Annotated in this window: 15 protein-coding genes; 10 read left to right on the forward strand and 5 right to left on the reverse strand. The window is 73.3% G+C overall.

Annotated elements, in window-relative coordinates; genetic code table 11:
• Nucleotides 1-9: 9 nt before the first annotated feature.
• Genes E3O41_RS00365 through E3O41_RS00390 form a run of 6 tightly spaced genes read left to right on the forward strand, consistent with a single transcriptional unit; the run spans nt 10 to nt 5,812 of the window.
• Nucleotides 10-693, forward strand: coding sequence for a tyrosine-protein phosphatase (locus E3O41_RS00365; protein ID WP_067028241.1), 684 nt, complete (start codon nt 10-12; stop codon nt 691-693).
• A complete protein-coding gene (locus tag E3O41_RS00370) occupies nt 690-1,478 on the forward strand; it encodes a metallophosphoesterase family protein (RefSeq protein WP_135011747.1) in 789 nt (262 codons plus the stop codon). The genes E3O41_RS00365 and E3O41_RS00370 overlap by 4 nt, the downstream gene beginning before the upstream one ends.
• Nucleotides 1,479-1,507: 29 nt before the next feature.
• The gene (locus tag E3O41_RS00375; protein ID WP_067028244.1) at nt 1,508-2,548 is read left to right on the forward strand and encodes an ABC transporter substrate-binding protein; all 1,041 of its coding nucleotides are present in this window, start codon (nt 1,508-1,510) and stop codon (nt 2,546-2,548) included.
• A 1-nt stretch (nt 2,549) separates the two neighbouring features.
• The gene (locus tag E3O41_RS00380) at nt 2,550-4,220 is read left to right on the forward strand and encodes an ABC transporter permease (RefSeq protein ID WP_240482491.1); all 1,671 of its coding nucleotides are present in this window, start codon (nt 2,550-2,552) and stop codon (nt 4,218-4,220) included.
• Between the two features lie 12 nt (nt 4,221-4,232).
• Nucleotides 4,233-5,279, forward strand: a complete 1,047-nt coding sequence (locus tag E3O41_RS00385) for an ABC transporter ATP-binding protein (protein ID WP_067028247.1) — start codon at nt 4,233-4,235, stop codon at nt 5,277-5,279.
• Nucleotides 5,276-5,812 carry a histidine phosphatase family protein gene (locus E3O41_RS00390; protein WP_158231536.1) on the forward strand — a complete coding sequence of 179 codons (537 nt, stop codon included), beginning with the start codon at nt 5,276-5,278 and terminating at the stop codon, nt 5,810-5,812. The genes E3O41_RS00385 and E3O41_RS00390 overlap by 4 nt, the downstream gene beginning before the upstream one ends.
• 125 nt (nt 5,813-5,937) lie before the next feature.
• Here the strand turns inward: E3O41_RS00390 and ald are convergent, their stop codons facing one another.
• On the reverse strand, nt 5,938-7,035 hold the full coding sequence (gene ald, locus E3O41_RS00395) for an alanine dehydrogenase (protein ID WP_067028249.1): 1,098 nt from the start codon (nt 7,033-7,035) through the stop codon (nt 5,938-5,940).
• A 122-nt stretch (nt 7,036-7,157) separates the two neighbouring features.
• On the opposite strand from ald, the gene E3O41_RS00400 reads away from it, so the two are divergent.
• From E3O41_RS00400 to E3O41_RS00410, 3 genes are read left to right on the forward strand one after another with little or no spacing between them, the layout of a single operon-like run.
• Complete coding sequence (locus E3O41_RS00400) at nt 7,158-7,667, forward strand: Lrp/AsnC family transcriptional regulator (protein WP_067028251.1); 510 nt, start codon at nt 7,158-7,160, stop codon at nt 7,665-7,667.
• Nucleotides 7,668-7,686: 19 nt separating this feature from the next.
• Nucleotides 7,687-7,878 carry a DUF5302 domain-containing protein gene (locus tag E3O41_RS00405; protein ID WP_067028253.1) on the forward strand — a complete coding sequence of 64 codons (192 nt, stop codon included), beginning with the start codon at nt 7,687-7,689 and terminating at the stop codon, nt 7,876-7,878.
• A gap of 58 nt (nt 7,879-7,936) precedes the next feature.
• Nucleotides 7,937-8,122, forward strand: coding sequence for a hypothetical protein (locus E3O41_RS00410; RefSeq protein ID WP_067028255.1), 186 nt, complete (start codon nt 7,937-7,939; stop codon nt 8,120-8,122).
• A 4-nt stretch (nt 8,123-8,126) separates the two neighbouring features.
• Here the strand turns inward: E3O41_RS00410 and E3O41_RS00415 are convergent, their stop codons facing one another.
• Both E3O41_RS00415 and E3O41_RS00420 read right to left on the reverse strand, forming a co-directional pair.
• On the reverse strand, nt 8,127-9,125 hold the full coding sequence (locus E3O41_RS00415) for a PHP domain-containing protein (protein WP_135011749.1): 999 nt from the start codon (nt 9,123-9,125) through the stop codon (nt 8,127-8,129).
• Nucleotides 9,126-9,656: 531 nt separating this feature from the next.
• Nucleotides 9,657-10,061, reverse strand: a complete 405-nt coding sequence (locus tag E3O41_RS00420; RefSeq protein WP_135011751.1) for a VOC family protein — start codon at nt 10,059-10,061, stop codon at nt 9,657-9,659.
• A 122-nt stretch (nt 10,062-10,183) separates the two neighbouring features.
• Here E3O41_RS00420 and E3O41_RS00425 point away from each other — a divergent pair, with 122 nt between their 5' ends.
• Complete coding sequence (locus E3O41_RS00425) at nt 10,184-10,735, forward strand: LURP-one-related/scramblase family protein (protein ID WP_067028262.1); 552 nt, start codon at nt 10,184-10,186, stop codon at nt 10,733-10,735.
• Between the two features lies 1 nt (nt 10,736).
• On the opposite strand, the gene argG is transcribed toward E3O41_RS00425, so the two are convergent.
• Both argG and E3O41_RS00435 read right to left on the reverse strand, forming a co-directional pair.
• The gene (gene argG / locus E3O41_RS00430) at nt 10,737-12,179 is read right to left on the reverse strand and encodes an argininosuccinate synthase (RefSeq protein WP_135011753.1); all 1,443 of its coding nucleotides are present in this window, start codon (nt 12,177-12,179) and stop codon (nt 10,737-10,739) included.
• A gap of 63 nt (nt 12,180-12,242) precedes the next feature.
• Nucleotides 12,243-14,714 (reverse strand): helix-turn-helix transcriptional regulator, encoded by a 2,472-nt coding sequence (locus E3O41_RS00435; RefSeq protein WP_135011755.1) that lies wholly within the window; start codon nt 14,712-14,714, stop codon nt 12,243-12,245.
• Nucleotides 14,715-14,750: the final 36 nt, after the last annotated feature.

Below are 14,750 nucleotides of genomic sequence, written 5' to 3' on the forward strand. Positions count from 1 at the left end.
GGTGGCGCGATGATCGAGCTCGACGTCGACGGCCTCTTCAACGTCCGCGCCGACGCCGACGCGCGCCCCTGGATCGTCCGCTCGGGCGCCCCAGATGCCGTCACCCCGCGCGGTGCCGAGCAGCTGCGCGCCCTCGGCGTGACGGCGATCGTCGATCTGCGCGAGCCGTCGGAGCGCCGGCCCGCCCGGCACGGCTTCCCGGTGGTCGCGGTGCCGCTGTACGGCGAGGCGCCGCCGATCGAGGGGCGGCTCGAGCACATCTACGAGGCGCTGCTGCGCGACCGGGGCGAGGCGCTCGCGAGCGCGGTCGCCGCCATCGCCGACGCCGAGGGGGCCGCCCTCGTGCACTGCACGGCGGGCAAGGATCGCACCGGCCTGGTCGTCGCCCTCGCCCAGCGCGCGGTGGGCCGCGGCGAGGACGAGGTCGTGGCCGACTACGCGCTGTCGGGCGCGCACGTGCGGCCGGTGCGCGAGGAGATCGCGCTCGCGCACGCCGCCGAGGGCGCCGAGGCCGACCGCGCCGAGACGCTGCGGCTGCACCTCGACAGCCCGCCCGAGGCGATCCGCCACGCCCTCGCCGTGATCGATGAGCTCGGCGGCGCCGCCGCGTACCTGCGCGCCCACGGGCTGGGCGAGGAGCAGCTCGAGGCGCTGCGGGCCAAGGCCTCGACCGTGGGGGCGATGCGCCGATGAGCAGGGCGACCGGGCGCCTCACGGTGCTCCACCTCAGCGACGTGCACATCACGCGCGACGGCCGTCTCTACGATCGCGTCGACGGCGTGGCACGCCTGCGCTCGGTGGCGGACTACGTGACCCGCACCGGCATCACCCCCGAGGCGATCGTCGTCACGGGCGACCTCATCGAGCGCGGCCACGGCGACGCCTACGAGCGGGTGCGCGCGGCGTTCGACGACCTCGAGCTCACGGCGGGCACGCCCGTGCTCAGCGTGCTGGGCAACCACGACGAGCCGGCCCGCGCGCACGTGCTGCGCGGCCACGAGCACGGCCATCATCGCGTGGCCCTCGTGGAGGATCTGCGCTTCCTGCTGCTGGACTCCTCGCGCGGCGAGCTCGGCGCCGAGCAGATCGCGTGGATCCGCGCGGTGCTGCGCGAGCCGCACGGCGTCGGCACCGTGGTCGCGCTGCACCACCCGCCGCTGGGCTCGCCCATGCCGGTCCTGGCCCGCGCGGGCCTGCGTGACGCCGAGGCCTTCCTCGACGCCATCGCCGGCACCGACGTGCGCACGGTGCTCGCCGGGCACTTCCATCACCCCATGTCGGCGACGCTGCGCGACATCCCCATCTCCGTCGGGCCCGCGCTGTCGTACCACCAGGTGATGGACGCCGGTCCCGATCACGTCAGCGGGCACGATCGCGCGATGTTCTCGCTCGTGCACCTCATGCCCGGGGGAGTGTCGGCCACCAGCATCGGCCTCGAGCACCCCGATCCGCTCTTCACCTCTCCGATCACCCGATGAACACCCGACCCGATAGAGGAATGACACCCATGTCCCACCTGCGCACGGCGACCCCCTTCGTCGCCCTCGGCCTCGCGGCCCTGACCCTCGCCGGCTGCACGTCGGCGCCCGCCCCCGCCGACACCCCCGAGGCCGCGGCCTCGGACGCGGCGGCCGAGCCGGCCACCATCACGCTGTACACCTCGGAGCCCGACGAGAAGGCGGCCGAGCTCGTCGCCGCCTTCAACGAGGTCCACCCGGAGATCACCGTCGAGGTGTTCCGCGCCGGCACCGGTGACCTCACCACGCGCGTGGCCGCCGAGCAGGAGGCGGGCGACATCCAGGCCGACGTCTTCCTCGCCGCCGACGCGCCCACGTTCGAGGGCTACGCCGCCGACGACCTGCTCCTGGAGTACACGCCGGCCCACATCGACGCAATCAACCCCGACGTGGTCGACCCCGAGGGCTTCTACGTGGGCACCCGCATCATCCCGACGATCATCGCCTACAACACGAGCATCATCAGCGAGGCGCCCGAGTCGTGGCAGTCGCTCACCGACCCGACCTACGCCGACCAGATCGTCATGCCCAACCCCGACGTGTCGGGCGCGGCCGCGTTCAACGCCTCGGTGTGGCTGAACACCCCCGAGCTGGGCGAGCAGTGGCTCGAGGACCTCGCCGCCAACAACCCGGTGATCGCCGACAGCAACGGCCCCGTGTCGCAGGCGGTCGCCACGGGCGCGCAGCCGGTCGGCATCGTCGTGGACTACCTGATCCGCGAGCTCGCCGAGCAGGGATCGCCGGTCGCGGTGGCCTACCCGAGCGAGGGCGTGCCCTACGTCTCCCAGCCCGTCGGCATCTTCGCCGACACCGACGAGCCCGAGGCGTCGAAGCTCTTCGTCGACTTCCTCGTGAGCGAGGAGGGCCAGAAGCTGGCCGTCGAGCAGTCGTACCTGCCCGTCCGCAACGACGTGGGCACCCCCGAGGGCGCCCCGTCGATGGACGACATCGCGATCCTGCCGCAGGACCTCGAGCAGATCGGCAGCACGCAGGACGCCGCCGTCGAGCTGTTCCGCAGCCTCTTCCTCTGAGTTGAGCGCTGCTCCCCGCGTCGCCGCGGGCTCGGTCACGCACCGGGCCCGCGGCCTCGCCGTGCGCCGCTTCGACGGCGTCGACGCCCTGACGATCGCGCTGTGGGCGGCGTGCGGCGCGTTCGTGCTCCTGCCGATCGCCGCGATCCTGCGCCTCGCGGGCGACGGCCGTCAGCTGGCCGTGCTGCTGCAGGGCGACGTGCTCGAGGCCGCCGGCAACAGCTTCGTCTCCGCGACCGTCTCGGCGCTGCTGTCGGTCGCCGTCGGCACGGTATTCTCGCTGCTGCTGGACCGCACCGATCTGCCCGGTCGCACGGCGCTGCGCTTGCTCGCGCTCAGCCCGATGCTCATGCCGCCGTTCGTCGGCGCCATCGCGTGGCTCGGGATCCTCGGCCCGACCAGCCCGATCAACCTCTGGTGGCGCGAGCGCTTCGGCACCCCGCTGTGGTCGCTCTACGGCGGCGATGGCGTGATCATGCTGCTCACGGTGCACAGCTACCCGATCGCGATGCTCATCGTCTCGGCGGCGCTGCGGCGCATCCCGTCCGACCTCGAGCAGGCCGCGCGGATCGGCGGCGCCGGACCGCTGCGGGCGGTCGGCGCCATCACGCTGCCGCTGCTGCGCCCGGCGCTGCTGTCGTCGTTCATCCTCGTCGCGGTGGGCAACCTCGCCGACTTCGGGATCCCGTCGATCATCGGGCTGCCGGAGCGCTACGTCACCGTGGCCACCCTCGTGTACCGCTACCTGCAGTCGGGCACGGTCGACGATCCGCTCGCGGTCGTGGCGACGATCGGCGTGGTGCTCCTCGTGATCGCGGTGCTCGCCCTCGTCGCCGACGCGCTGCTGGGACGCCGCGGCTGGGAGCTGGACGCCTCGGCCGCGGTGATCGAGCGGGTGCCGCTCGGCCCGGCCCGCGTGCCGGCGGCGGTCGTGATGTGGATCGTCGTGCTCGGGATCACGATGCTGCCGCTGGCGGCGCTGCTCGTGCAGACCCTGCTCAAGGCCCCCGGCGTGCCGCTCGTGTGGGAGAACCTCACGCTCGACAACCTCACCAGGGCGCTCACCTCGCAGACGGCGCTCACGGGCGCGGCCAACTCGGTTCTGCTCGCGGGCCTCGCCGCCCTCATCTGCGGCGTGCTCGGCCTGGGCATCGGCGTCGTCCTGGCGCGCACGCGCAGCCGGGCGGCGCGCGGCCTGGGCGCGGTGGCGACGGCGCCCACGGCGATCCCCGGCATCGTCATCGCGGTGGCGTGGCTCGTGCTGGCGCCGTCGCTCGGGCTGTTCAACACCCCGTGGCTGATCCTCGTGGCGTACGTCACGTCGTTCACGGCGCTCGTCGTGCAGGCGGTGGCGGCGCCGCTGTCGGCCACGCCCGCCGTCGCGGAGGAGGCCGCGCGCATCGCCGGCGCGGGTCGGCTGCGGGCGCTCATCGACATCTCGTGCCGGATGGCGCTGCCGGCCGCCGTGTCGGGCGCGGTGATCGTGGCCGTGACGGCGGTCCGCGAGCTCACGCTCTCGGTGCTCCTGCTCTCGCCCGGCTCGCAGACGCTGGGCGTGGCGATCTTCAACTTCCAGCAGGCGGGCGCCTTCAACACCGCCTCGGCGTGGTCCCTGATCGTCGCGGTGTTCGGCATCGCGTTCATCGGCCTGGCCACCCGCCGTACCCCCTGAAAGCGAGTCCCCGTGGCATCGGTCACCCTCGAATCCACCTCGGTCCAGTTCCGCGGCGGCGCGTACGGTCTGCGCGACGTCGACCTGCGCGTCGAGGACGGCGAGTTCCTGGCGCTCGTCGGCCCCTCCGGCTCGGGCAAGACGACGCTGCTGCGCAGCATCGCCGGCTTTCTCGCGCCCAGCGCCGGCCGCGTGCTGATCGGCGATCGCGTCGTCGCCGAGGGCCGGCGCATCCTGCCGCCCGAGCAGCGCGAGCTGGGGATGGTCTTCCAGCAGCACGCCGTGTGGCCGCACTGGAACGTCGGCGGCAACGTGGAGTACCCCCTGCGCCGGGCGCGCGTGGAGCGGGCGGAGCGGCGCCGGCGCGTGGCCGAGGCGCTCGAGCTCGTCGGGCTCGACGGGTACGCGCGCCGGGACCCCGCGACCCTGTCGGGCGGGCAGCGGCAGCGCGTGGCCCTGGCCCGCGCCCTCGTCTCGCGCCCGCGCGTGCTGCTGCTCGACGAGGCGCTGTCGGCCCTCGACGAGCCGCTGCGCGACCGCCTGCGTCTCGAGCTGCACGCCCTCACGCGCGAGCTGGGGCTCACGGTCATCCACGTCACGCACGACCGGGCCGAGGCGCTCGCGCTGGCCGACCGCGTCGCCGTGCTCGACGCCGGGCGCATCCAGCAGGTGGCGCGGCCCGAGGAGCTGCTGACCCGGCCCCGCACCCCGTTCGTGGCGCGGTTCCTCTCGGATGCCGCGATCGTCGGCGGCCGGGTGGAGGGCGGGGTCTTCCGCGCCACGCGCCACCCGCTGCAGGTCGCGGCGGCGCAGCCCGACGGCGACGCCGAGGCCGCGCTGCTGCCCGCGGCGGTCGAGATCCGCGCCGACGAGGCGGGGGACGGCATCGTGTGCTCGTCGCTCTTCACGCCCGACGGCAGCGATCTCGTCGTCGACTGGAGCGGGCTGACCCTGCGGGCGCGGACGATCGGCCCGCGCTTCCGTGACGGCGATCGCGTGCGGATCCACGTCGCGGGCGCCTGCGTCTTCCCGCGGGCGGACGCGGCGGTCGCCGCGTGACGCTGGCGCTGGTGCGGCACGGCCGGACGGAGTGGAACCGGCAGCGCCGCATGCAGGGCCGCGCCGACATCCCGCTCGACGACCACGGCCGCGCCCAGGCCGATGCCGCCGGGCGGCTGCTCGCGTCGGCCGTGTGGGAGCGGATCGTCACCTCGCCGCTGGAACGCGCGGCCGAGACCGCGCGCATCATCCGCTCACACCTCGGCGAGGCCGAGTGGCTGATCGACGAGGACCTCGTCGAGCGCGACTACGGCCGGGCCGAGGGCATGGCGGTGGCCGAGGCGGCCGAACGCTGGCCCGATCAGGACTATCCCGGCGCCGAGTCGCTCGCGCACGTGGCCCTGCGGGGAGCCGCCGCGCTCTCGGAGCTGCTCGACGCCGGGCGCGATGCCGTGGTCGTGGCGCACGGCACGCTGCTGCGGGTGTCGGTCGACGCGCTCACGGGACAGGTGTGCCCCCGCATCCTCAACGGCGAGGTCATCCTGCTCGACCGCGACACCACGGGCTGCCACGCGCGCCGCCTCACCGGGTGAGCGGACGCGGGGCGGGGAGCCGATCGAGAGGTCATCCCGACTCGCGAGGATGACGGCGAGGACGTCGGTCCTCGCGATCCGGGATCTCCTCGCGAGTGGGGTCCGCGCGCGAGCCGATCGGGCGGTCAGCTGGCCAGCGCGTAGCCGAAGGCGCTCGCGACGCCGGCGTTGGTGATCTGGCCGGCGCGCACGTTCAGGCCCTTCGCGAGCGCGGGGTCGGCGGCGGCGGCCGCGTCCCAGCCGCGATCGGCGATCGCCGTGATGTACGGCAGCGTGGCGTTGGTGAGCGCGCGCGTGGACGTCTCGGGCACCGCGCCCGGCATGTTCGCAACGCAGTAGTACAGGGTGTCGTGCACGGCGAAGGTCGGGGCGTCGTGGGTGGTCGCGTGCGAGCCCTCGAAGCAGCCGCCCTGATCGATCGCGATGTCCACGAGCACGGCGCCGGCCTTCATGCCGCGCACCATCTCGTCGGTGACGAGCTTGGGGGCCGCCGCGCCGGGGATGAGCACCGAGCCGATCACGAGATCGGCGTCGGCGAGGGCCCCGGCGATCGCGTAGCGCGTGGAGTAGGCGGTCTGCAGGCCGTTGCCGTAGCGGGCCTCGAGCTCGCGCAGCCGGGGCAGGCTCACATCGAGCACGGTGACCTGCGCGCCGAGCCCGAGCGCGTTGGCCGCCGCGTGCTCGCCGGCCACGCCGCCGCCGATCACGACGACCTTGCCGCGCGGCGTGCCGGCGACCCCGCCCAGCAGGGTGCCGCGCCCGCCCTGGGCGCGCATGAGGTGGTAGGAGCCGACGGCGATGGAGAGCCGGCCCGCGACCTCGCTCATCGGCGTGAGCAGGGGCAGCGATCGGTCGGGCAGCTGCACGGTCTCGTAGGCGACCGCGGTGGCGCCCGAGGCGACGAGCGCGTCGGTGAGCGGGCGAGCCGCGGCCAGGTGCAGGTAGGTGAACAGCGTGAGGTCGGGGCGGAGGTGGCCGTACTCGGCGGCGATCGGCTCCTTGACCTTCACGAGCAGCTCGGTCTCGCCCCACACATCGTCGGCGGCGGGCACGATGCGCGCCCCGGCCGCGGCGTAGTCCTCGTCGGCGATGCGGGACCCCAGGCCGGCGCCGGCCTGCACGAGCACCTCGTGGCCGCGGTGGACGAGAGCGTCGACCCCCGCGGGCGTGATGGCGACGCGATTCTCGTTGTTCTTGATCTCGGTGGGGATGCCGACGCGCATCGGGGACTCCTCGTCAGGGGGATGGTGCTGCGTTCGCGACGAGAATCGCAGATCGTTCGTTTCCGGCAGGTGACGGCCGAAGAAACTTCGTCTCATGCTCGCGAAACCCTACGATGGGCGTCATGAGCGATGCCAAGGCCGCGGCCGGCCCGAAGGATCTTCGCCCGATCGAGCTCGACGAGATCGATCAGCGGATCGTGGCGATCCTGCAGCGCGAGGGCCGCATCACGAACGCGGACCTGGCCGTCGCGCTCGACATCGCGCCGTCGACCGCCCACGCGCGCACCCGCTCGCTCGTCGAGCGCGGCGTCATCACCGGATTCCACGCGAGCGTCGACCACCGCCGCCTCGGCCGGGGCCTGCAGGCGATCATCGGGGTGACCCTGCGAGGCGGCACGCGCCACGACAGCATCGTGCGCTTCGCCGACGAGGTGCGGGTGCTGCCGCAGGTGGTGCAGCTGTTCTTCCTCGGCGGCACCGACGACTTCATGGTGCACATCGCCGTCGCCGACTCCAGCGAGGTGCGCCAGTTCGTCGTCGACAATCTCTCGACCCAGCCGTTCGTCGCCTCCACGCGCACGAGCCTCATCTTCGAGTACCACCGCAACGCGGTGGCAGCGGGCTTCAGCTGAGCACGCCTACACTGAGCCCATGGCTGACGAATCGAAGAACTCCCCGAGCGACGACGCGAAGGCGAAGTTCCGCGAGGCGCTCGAGCGGAAGAACGCCCAGAACGCCGCCAAGCACGGGGCCGCGGGCACGGCGGGCCGCCAGGCCGGCGCCATTCACGGCGTGCACGGTCCCGCGGGCGGCAAGCGGGAGTTCCGCCGCAAGTCGGGCTGACCTCGCGCCCGCCGACACCGCGCCGCCGATCACCCGGCGCCGCGCCTACGATGTCGGGATGGGCAAGAAGAAGCAGAAGGGCCCGAAGAAGACCTGCTGCAGGTCGAAGCCCCGCTGCAAGCGGTGCCCGATCCGCATGCTCGCCGAGGGTCGGCTCGACCCGGATCAGGCGCGAGAGCTCTTCGCGAAGAGCCGCAATCGCAAGCAGGCCAAGAAGGCGCACCTCGACCTGAGCGGGCTCTGAGCGATCAGCCCCGGTCGCGGTCGAGCCAGGTGCGCAGCCGCTCGAGCGGCCACGTCGTGACGATGCGATCGGCGGGCACCCCGGCGCGCTCGGCCCGCTCGGCGCCGTAGTCCAGCAGCGACAGCTGCCCCGGCGCGTGGGCGTCGCTGTCGATCGAGAACAGGCAGCCCTCCGCGAGGGCGATCGCGATGAGCTCGTCGGGCGGGTCCTGGCGCTCGGGGCGCGAGTTGATCTCGACGGCGACGCAGTGTTCGGCGCACGCGGCGAAGACGGCGCGGGCGTCGAACTCCGACGGCGGTCGCGTGCCGCGGGAGCCCTCCACGAGCCGCCCCGTGCAGTGGCCGAGCACGTCGGTGCGCGGGTTGCGCACGGCGGCGAGCATCCGCCGCGTCATGCCCGCCGCATCCATGCGCAGCTGCGAGTGCACGCTCGCGACCACGACGTCGAGCCGCGCCAGCAGCGCATCGTCCTGGTCCAGGCCGCCGTCTGCGAGGATGTCGACCTCGATCCCGGTGAGCAGCGTGAATCCCTCGCCCGCGAACCCGGGCACGATCTCGAGCTGCCGTTCCAGCCGCTCGGCGGACAGGCCGTTCGCGACCGTCAGCCGGGGGGAGTGGTCGGTGAGCGCGAGGTACTCGTGCCCGAGGCGCCGGGCGGCGGCCGCCATGGCGTCGATCGGCGTGAGGCCATCGGACCAGTCGGAGTGCGCGTGCAGATCGCCGCGCAGCCGCTCGCGCAGCGCGCTGCGGCCCGCCACGCCGGTCCGCTCGCGCAGGTCGGCGAGGTACGACGGCACGTCGCCCGCGAGCGCCTCCTGGATCACCCGGAACGTCGACTCGCCGATCCCGGGGCGCCGCCGCAGCGCCGCCGCATCGCGCAGCTCGTCGGCGCTGAGCCCGGCGACGACGTCGGCCGCCGCCCGGAACGCCTTCGACTTGTAGCGCGACGACCGCTCGCGCTCGAGGAGATACGCGATCTCGGTGAGCGCGTCCAACGGATCCATGTGCGCCAGTCTGCCGCGAGAGCGGGGTGCGCGTCAGCCCACGGGTTTCGCGCCTTGGTCTCGACTCCGCGCTTCGCGCTCCGCTCGACGAGCCGTAACCACGCACGGCTCGTCGAGCGACCGAAGGGAGCCGAGACGGCTCGAGCGGAGCGAAGCGGAGTCGAGAGCTCCGGGGCTGTGGCCTTGGTCTCGACTCCGCGCTTCGCGCTGCGCTCGACCCGTCTCCGCTTCGCGGCTGCGCCGCTCCGGTCGACGAGCCGTGGTGCTTGCGGCTCATCACGAGGGATAACCACCAGGGCCGGAGCGCAGCGGAGTCGAGAGCTCCGGGCCTGTGGCCTTGGTCTCGACTCCGCGCTTCGCGTTGCGCTCGACCCGTCTCCGCTCCGCGGCCGCGCCGCTCCGGTCGACGAGCCGTAACTCTCACGGCTCATCACGAGCGATAACCACCCGGGCTCGTCGAGCGAAGTGAGCGCAGCGAACGCAGCCGAGACGGCTCGAGCGAGCGGAGCGAGTCGAGAGCTCCGGGGCGAGTTACTCCGCGGAGCCGCCCTCGAGCATCCAGACGATGCCGAAGCGGTCGGTCAGCTGGCCGAACCAGCTGCCCCACGGCGCGGGCTCGAACGGCAGCGCCACCGTGCCGCCCTCGCCGAGCTTCTGGAACAGGCCCTCGAGCTCGGCCTGGTCGTCGCCGTAGAGGCAGATCTCGACGTTGCCGCTCGTGCGCGATTCGGGCCCGTCGGCCGCCATGAGCGTGATGCCGTTGTCGAGCTCGAGCTGCCCGTGCATCACCCAGTCGGGCTCGCCCGGGGCCTCCTCCATCGGCATCTCGCTGTAGCGCGTGATGTCGAGCTTGCCGCCGAAGACGCCCTGGTAGAACGCCAGCGCATCGGCCGCCTGGCCGTTGAACCCCATGTACGGTGCCGCCTTGAACCCCATCGTCCCGATCCTCTCGTCGCCTGGTGTGCGGGCCGGATCCCGCTCACGCGTGGATCATGGCACGGGCCGCCGACATCCGATAGACCGTGCGGTGAACGGTCGGAGGTGGAAGGATCGGTCGCATGTCGCTCCTGCGGAACAACGTCCTGATCTTCCAGCAGACGCGGAACTTTTCGAAGAACGACTTCGCGATCCTGGACGGTCAGGGGCAGCAGGTCGGGCACGTCGAGACCGGGGGCAGCACGATGGGCCGGATGTTCCTCGGCGCCCGCGAGCTCACCGTCTTCGACGGGCCCGCCAACCCGGTCATCCAGGTGAAGGACACCATGACGCTCGGGCGCGATCGCATGGAGATCCTCGACGGCCAGGGCAATCCGCTCGCCGGCCTCGTCAAGCGGATCACGCTGTTCAAGACCCGCGTCTCGGTCGACCTGATGGGCGAGGAGATCGAGCTCGAGGGCGACCTCTGGGGCTTCGACTTCCGGGTGGTCGGCCCGCTCGGCGTCATGGCCACCGTCTCGCGGCAGTGGTCGGGCATGGGCAACGCCCTGCTCGGCAAGTCGACCTACGTGGTGCAGCTGGCCGACGGCATGAGCGACGCGCAGCGCGCCGCCGTCATCGGATCCGTCATCGCGCTCGACCTCATCCGCGAGAAGCAGAGCCGCAACAGCTGACTCAGTCGGTGCCGGTGTCGAAGGCGGCCGACTCGCTCGCCTCGTCGACGGCCTCGGCCAGCTGCTCGCCCTCCGCGGTGAGCGGGACGGCGTGCTCGGTGATCTCGTCGGACTCGCCGCGCTCGAGCGCGCCGATCAGCTCGCCGGTGGTGCCGCCGATGAGGCCGCGGGCCACGTAGCCCTCCAGCCGCGCGCGCGAGTCGGCGATGTCGAGGTTGCGCATGGTCAGCTGGCCGATGCGGTCGGTCGGCCCGAAGGCGGCGTCGCCGACGCGCTCCATCGAGAGCTTCTCGGGCGCGTACGACAGTGAGGCGCCCTGGGTGTCGAGGATCGTGTAGTCCTCGCCGCGGCGCAGGCGGAGGGCGACGGTGCCGGAGATCGTGGACCCGACCCACTTCTGGATCGACTCGCGCAGCATGAGAGACTGCGGCTCGAGCCAGCGCCCCTCGTACATGAGCCGGCCGAGGCGGCGGCCCTGCTCGTGGTAGGTCGCGAGGGTATCCTCGTTGACGATCGCGTTGACGAGGCGCTCGTACGCGATGAAGAGCAGCGCCATGCCGGGGGCCTCGTAGATGCCGCGCGACTTGGCCTCGATGATGCGGTTCTCGATCTGGTCGCTCATGCCGAGACCGTGGCGGCCGCCGATTCGATTCGCCTCGAAGACGAGCGCGACGGGGTCGGTGTACTCCTGGCCGTTGAGGGCCACCGGGCGGCCGGCCTCGAACGTCACGGTGACGTCCTCGGTCTCGATCTCGACCGACGGGTCCCAGAACCGCACGCCCATGATCGGCTCGACGGTCTCGAGCGAGACGTCGAGCTCCTCGAGCGTCTTGGCCTCGTGGGTGGCGCCCCAGATGTTGGCGTCGGTGGAGTAGGCCTTCTCGGCGGAGTCGCGGTATGGGTAGCCGTGCGCGACGAGCCACTCGCTCATCTCGGTGCGGCCGCCGAGCTGCGAGACGAAGTCGGCGTCGAGCCACGGCTTGTAGATGCGCAGGCGGGGGTTGGCCAGCAGGCCGTAGCGATAGAACCGCTCGATGTCGTTGCCCTTGTAGGTGGAGCCGTCGCCCCAGATGTCGACGCCGTCCTCCTTCATGGCCCGCACGAGCAGGGTGCCGGTCACGGCCCGGCCGATCGGCGTGGTGTTGAAGTACGTCCGCCCCGCGGAGCGGATGTGGAACGCGCCGCAGGCCAGGGCCGACAGGCCCTCCTCGACGAGCAGCGGCTTGCAGTCGATGAGGCGCGACTGCTCCGCGCCGTACTGCAGCGCGCGGTCGGGGATCGACGCGATGTCGTCCTCGTCGGGCTGGCCCAGGTCGCCGGTGTAGGTGAACGGGATCGCGCCCGCGTCCTTCATCCACGCCACGGCGCAGGAGGTGTCGAGCCCCCCGGAGAAGGCGATGCCGACGCGCTCGCCGACGGGCAGGGACTGAAGGACCTTCGACATGGCGTCCAGCCTATCGTTCGGCGGCCACCCGCCCCGCGCCCCGGGCGGCGGCCGGATCGGGGATCAGCCGACCTCGTCGGGCAGCGCCAGGCGGGCGCCCGTCGGATCGTCCGGCAGCAGCGAGAGCCGGCGCGCGGTCACGATCGCCGCGGCCCGCGACGAGACGCCGAGCTTGCGATAGATGTTCTTCAGGTGCGTCTTGACGGTGTTGGGCGACAGGCGCAGGATCTCGGCGAGATCGCGCGTCGAGGCGGTGGCCACCAGCGCCGTCAGCACGCGCCGCTCCCGCTCGCTCAGGGTGAGCCGGGCCGCGCCCGCGCGGCGCAGCTCGTCGCGCACGGCGGCCAGCTGCTCGACGAAGTGCCGCGTCGACACGTCCAGCGGCAGGTCGGCGGCGCCGTCGATCGCCGCCGCGAGCGCGTCGACCCCCTGCAGCGCGAAGGGGAGCATCGCCCGCGATCGGGCCGCCGAGACGAAGCCGGCGGCGAGCGTGCGCGAGAACGCCTCCGGCTCGCCGCGTCGCCGGTGCACCTCCGCGCGGATCGCGTGCTCCCACACGCGCAGCACCCCCGAGGCGTGGCGCGGCTCGGGCCCGAGGGCCTCGGCCGCGCGGTCGGCGTCGCCGAGGGCGAGCAGGGCACGCGCCCGCAGCAGCGCGACGGGGATCGGCCCGTCGAAGGCGGCGGGCAGCGCGGCGAGCATTTCGTGCGCGTCGGCCGCGCGCCCGGTGTGGATGAGGCCCTCCGACCGGGCCCAGGCCAGCATGGCCTGGTGCAGGCCCGTCAGCCGGAAGCCCTGCATCTCGCTCTCGGTGTACTCCACCTCGCCGAGCGCGACGCCGCCGTGCTGCAGGACGCCGTGCGCGGCCGCGCGGGTGGCCAGCAGCACCATGCGGATCGACAGCGGATCGTCCACGAGCGCGCTCGGTTCGCCGAGCTCGCCCTGCATCGCGCCGATGTCGAGCGCGTACATCGCCGTCCACAGTCGCTGCAGCTCGTCGATCGGCCCGTTCACGGCCGATCCGCCGACGAGGTTGTCGACGAGCGTCTGGTACGAGGTGGCGTGCGGCTCGGCCTTCGCCGTGACCACGCGCAGCAGCTCGTGCGCGTACACCGCCAGGTGGGGGACCCCGGCCTGGTGGGCCACGCTGGCGGCGGCGGTGAGGTGCTGGGCGGCGACGTCGGGGGCCGAGGCGTCGAGCGCGCTGATGCCCGCGTGCACCTGGGCGACGCACGCGATCCGCCGCTCGGCCGGCGTGGTGGGGGCCGGCGGGATCGCCGTGCACACGCGCTCGTGATGGGCCATCGCCTCCTCGAACCGGCCGGCCAGCCGCAGCAGCACGCCGCGCAGCACGTCGATCGCGACCGTGGCCACGGCGTCGAGCTCGCCGCGCGCCGCCTCGTCCAGCAGCAGGGTCGCGTGGGCCCGATCGGCCGGCGGGATGCGGCCGTCGTGGTCGACGCTCGTGACGTCGACGAGCGCGCGGGCGAGCGCCAGGCGCGGGCGCGGATCGGCGCCGGTGCGGGTGGCGTGCTCGAGCCATTCCCGCGTCTCGCCGACCGGCAGGCCGTCGAGCAGCCACCAGCGCTCGGTCAGCACCCGGGTGCGCACGTGCAGCAGATCGCTCACGAGCGACCAGGCGTCGTCGGCGCGCCCCTGGTCGAGCAGCTGCAGCGCGAGCGCGCCGATCCGCTCGTCGACCTCGCCCATCGCCGCGTTGCCGGCGAGCATGCGCACGATGCTGTCGCGCAGGCCGGGAGGGGCGCCGACGAGGCCGAGCTCCGGCTTCTCGACGATGAGCCCGTTGGCCACGAGCCCCTCGGTCACCAGCGCGGTCAGCTCGCTGTGGCTCGAGAGGGCGTGCAGGGCCGACGGCGTGACGTCGCCGACGCGGCCGATCGCGGCGCACAGCTCCCAGGTGTCGGGCCCGATCACGCCGGAGGCCGCGGCCTCGGCGAAGAACGCCAGCGCGGCGTCGCAGCCCTCGCGCACGGCGACCTCGTCGAGCACGCCGCGGGCCGCCGCGGCCTGGATCACCGCGTCCGCGAAGCCCACCTGGCTGCTGGCCCGATCGATCAGCCACTGCGCCTCGTCGGTGTCGAGCGCCAGGCCGAGCTGGCCGGCGCGGTCGACGATCTCGGCGGGGGTGAAGCCGAACACGCGCCCGTGCAGCACGCTCTGCGGCTTCAGTCCCGCCTCGACCAGCTGCGGCGGCCAGCGCACGCCGGACTCGACGAGGAACGTCGCGTCGGGCCAGCGTCGCCGGCAGGCGATCACCGCGTCGGCGTCCTCGCACGTGACGTCGGCGAGGCGGACGACGACCACGTCCGCGTCGGGGGAGCCGGGGCCGGGCACGTCGTCGCGCGTCGAGCTCCACCACACCACGCTCAGCCCGCGGAGGTCGGCCCAGTGCCGCACCGCCGTCGCGATGCCGCCGCGGTGCTGGGTGCGCAGGAAGATGATCGACCCCTGCGGGATCCGGTCCAGCAGCGCCGTGATCCGCGGTCGTTCGATGCGGCCCGTCGCCTCACCCATGAAGTACCCCCGGGCACAGCCTAGGACGTGGCCGGC

The sequence above is a fragment of the Microbacterium sediminis genome (genome assembly GCF_004564075.1).
Classification (GTDB): Bacteria; Actinomycetota; Actinomycetes; order Actinomycetales; family Microbacteriaceae; genus Microbacterium; species Microbacterium sediminis.

Coding starts and splice junctions, on each gene's coding strand:
- E3O41_RS00365 (WP_067028241.1), top strand. CDS start 10: ATGATCGAGCTCGACGTCGACGGCCTCTTCAACGTCCGCGCCGACGCC.
- E3O41_RS00370 (WP_135011747.1), top strand. CDS start 690: ATGAGCAGGGCGACCGGGCGCCTCACGGTGCTCCACCTCAGCGACGTG.
- E3O41_RS00375 (WP_067028244.1), top strand. CDS start 1,508: ATGTCCCACCTGCGCACGGCGACCCCCTTCGTCGCCCTCGGCCTCGCG.
- ald (WP_067028249.1), bottom strand. CDS start 7,035: ATGCGCGTCGGCATCCCCACCGAGATCAAGAACAACGAGAATCGCGTC.
- E3O41_RS00400 (WP_067028251.1), top strand. CDS start 7,158: ATGAGCGATGCCAAGGCCGCGGCCGGCCCGAAGGATCTTCGCCCGATC.
- E3O41_RS00405 (WP_067028253.1), top strand. CDS start 7,687: ATGGCTGACGAATCGAAGAACTCCCCGAGCGACGACGCGAAGGCGAAG.
- E3O41_RS00410 (WP_067028255.1), top strand. CDS start 7,937: ATGGGCAAGAAGAAGCAGAAGGGCCCGAAGAAGACCTGCTGCAGGTCG.
- E3O41_RS00415 (WP_135011749.1), bottom strand. CDS start 9,125: ATGGATCCGTTGGACGCGCTCACCGAGATCGCGTATCTCCTCGAGCGC.
- E3O41_RS00420 (WP_135011751.1), bottom strand. CDS start 10,061: ATGGGGTTCAAGGCGGCACCGTACATGGGGTTCAACGGCCAGGCGGCC.
- E3O41_RS00425 (WP_067028262.1), top strand. CDS start 10,184: ATGTCGCTCCTGCGGAACAACGTCCTGATCTTCCAGCAGACGCGGAAC.
- argG (WP_135011753.1), bottom strand. CDS start 12,179: ATGTCGAAGGTCCTTCAGTCCCTGCCCGTCGGCGAGCGCGTCGGCATC.
- E3O41_RS00435 (WP_135011755.1), bottom strand. CDS start 14,714: ATGGGTGAGGCGACGGGCCGCATCGAACGACCGCGGATCACGGCGCTG.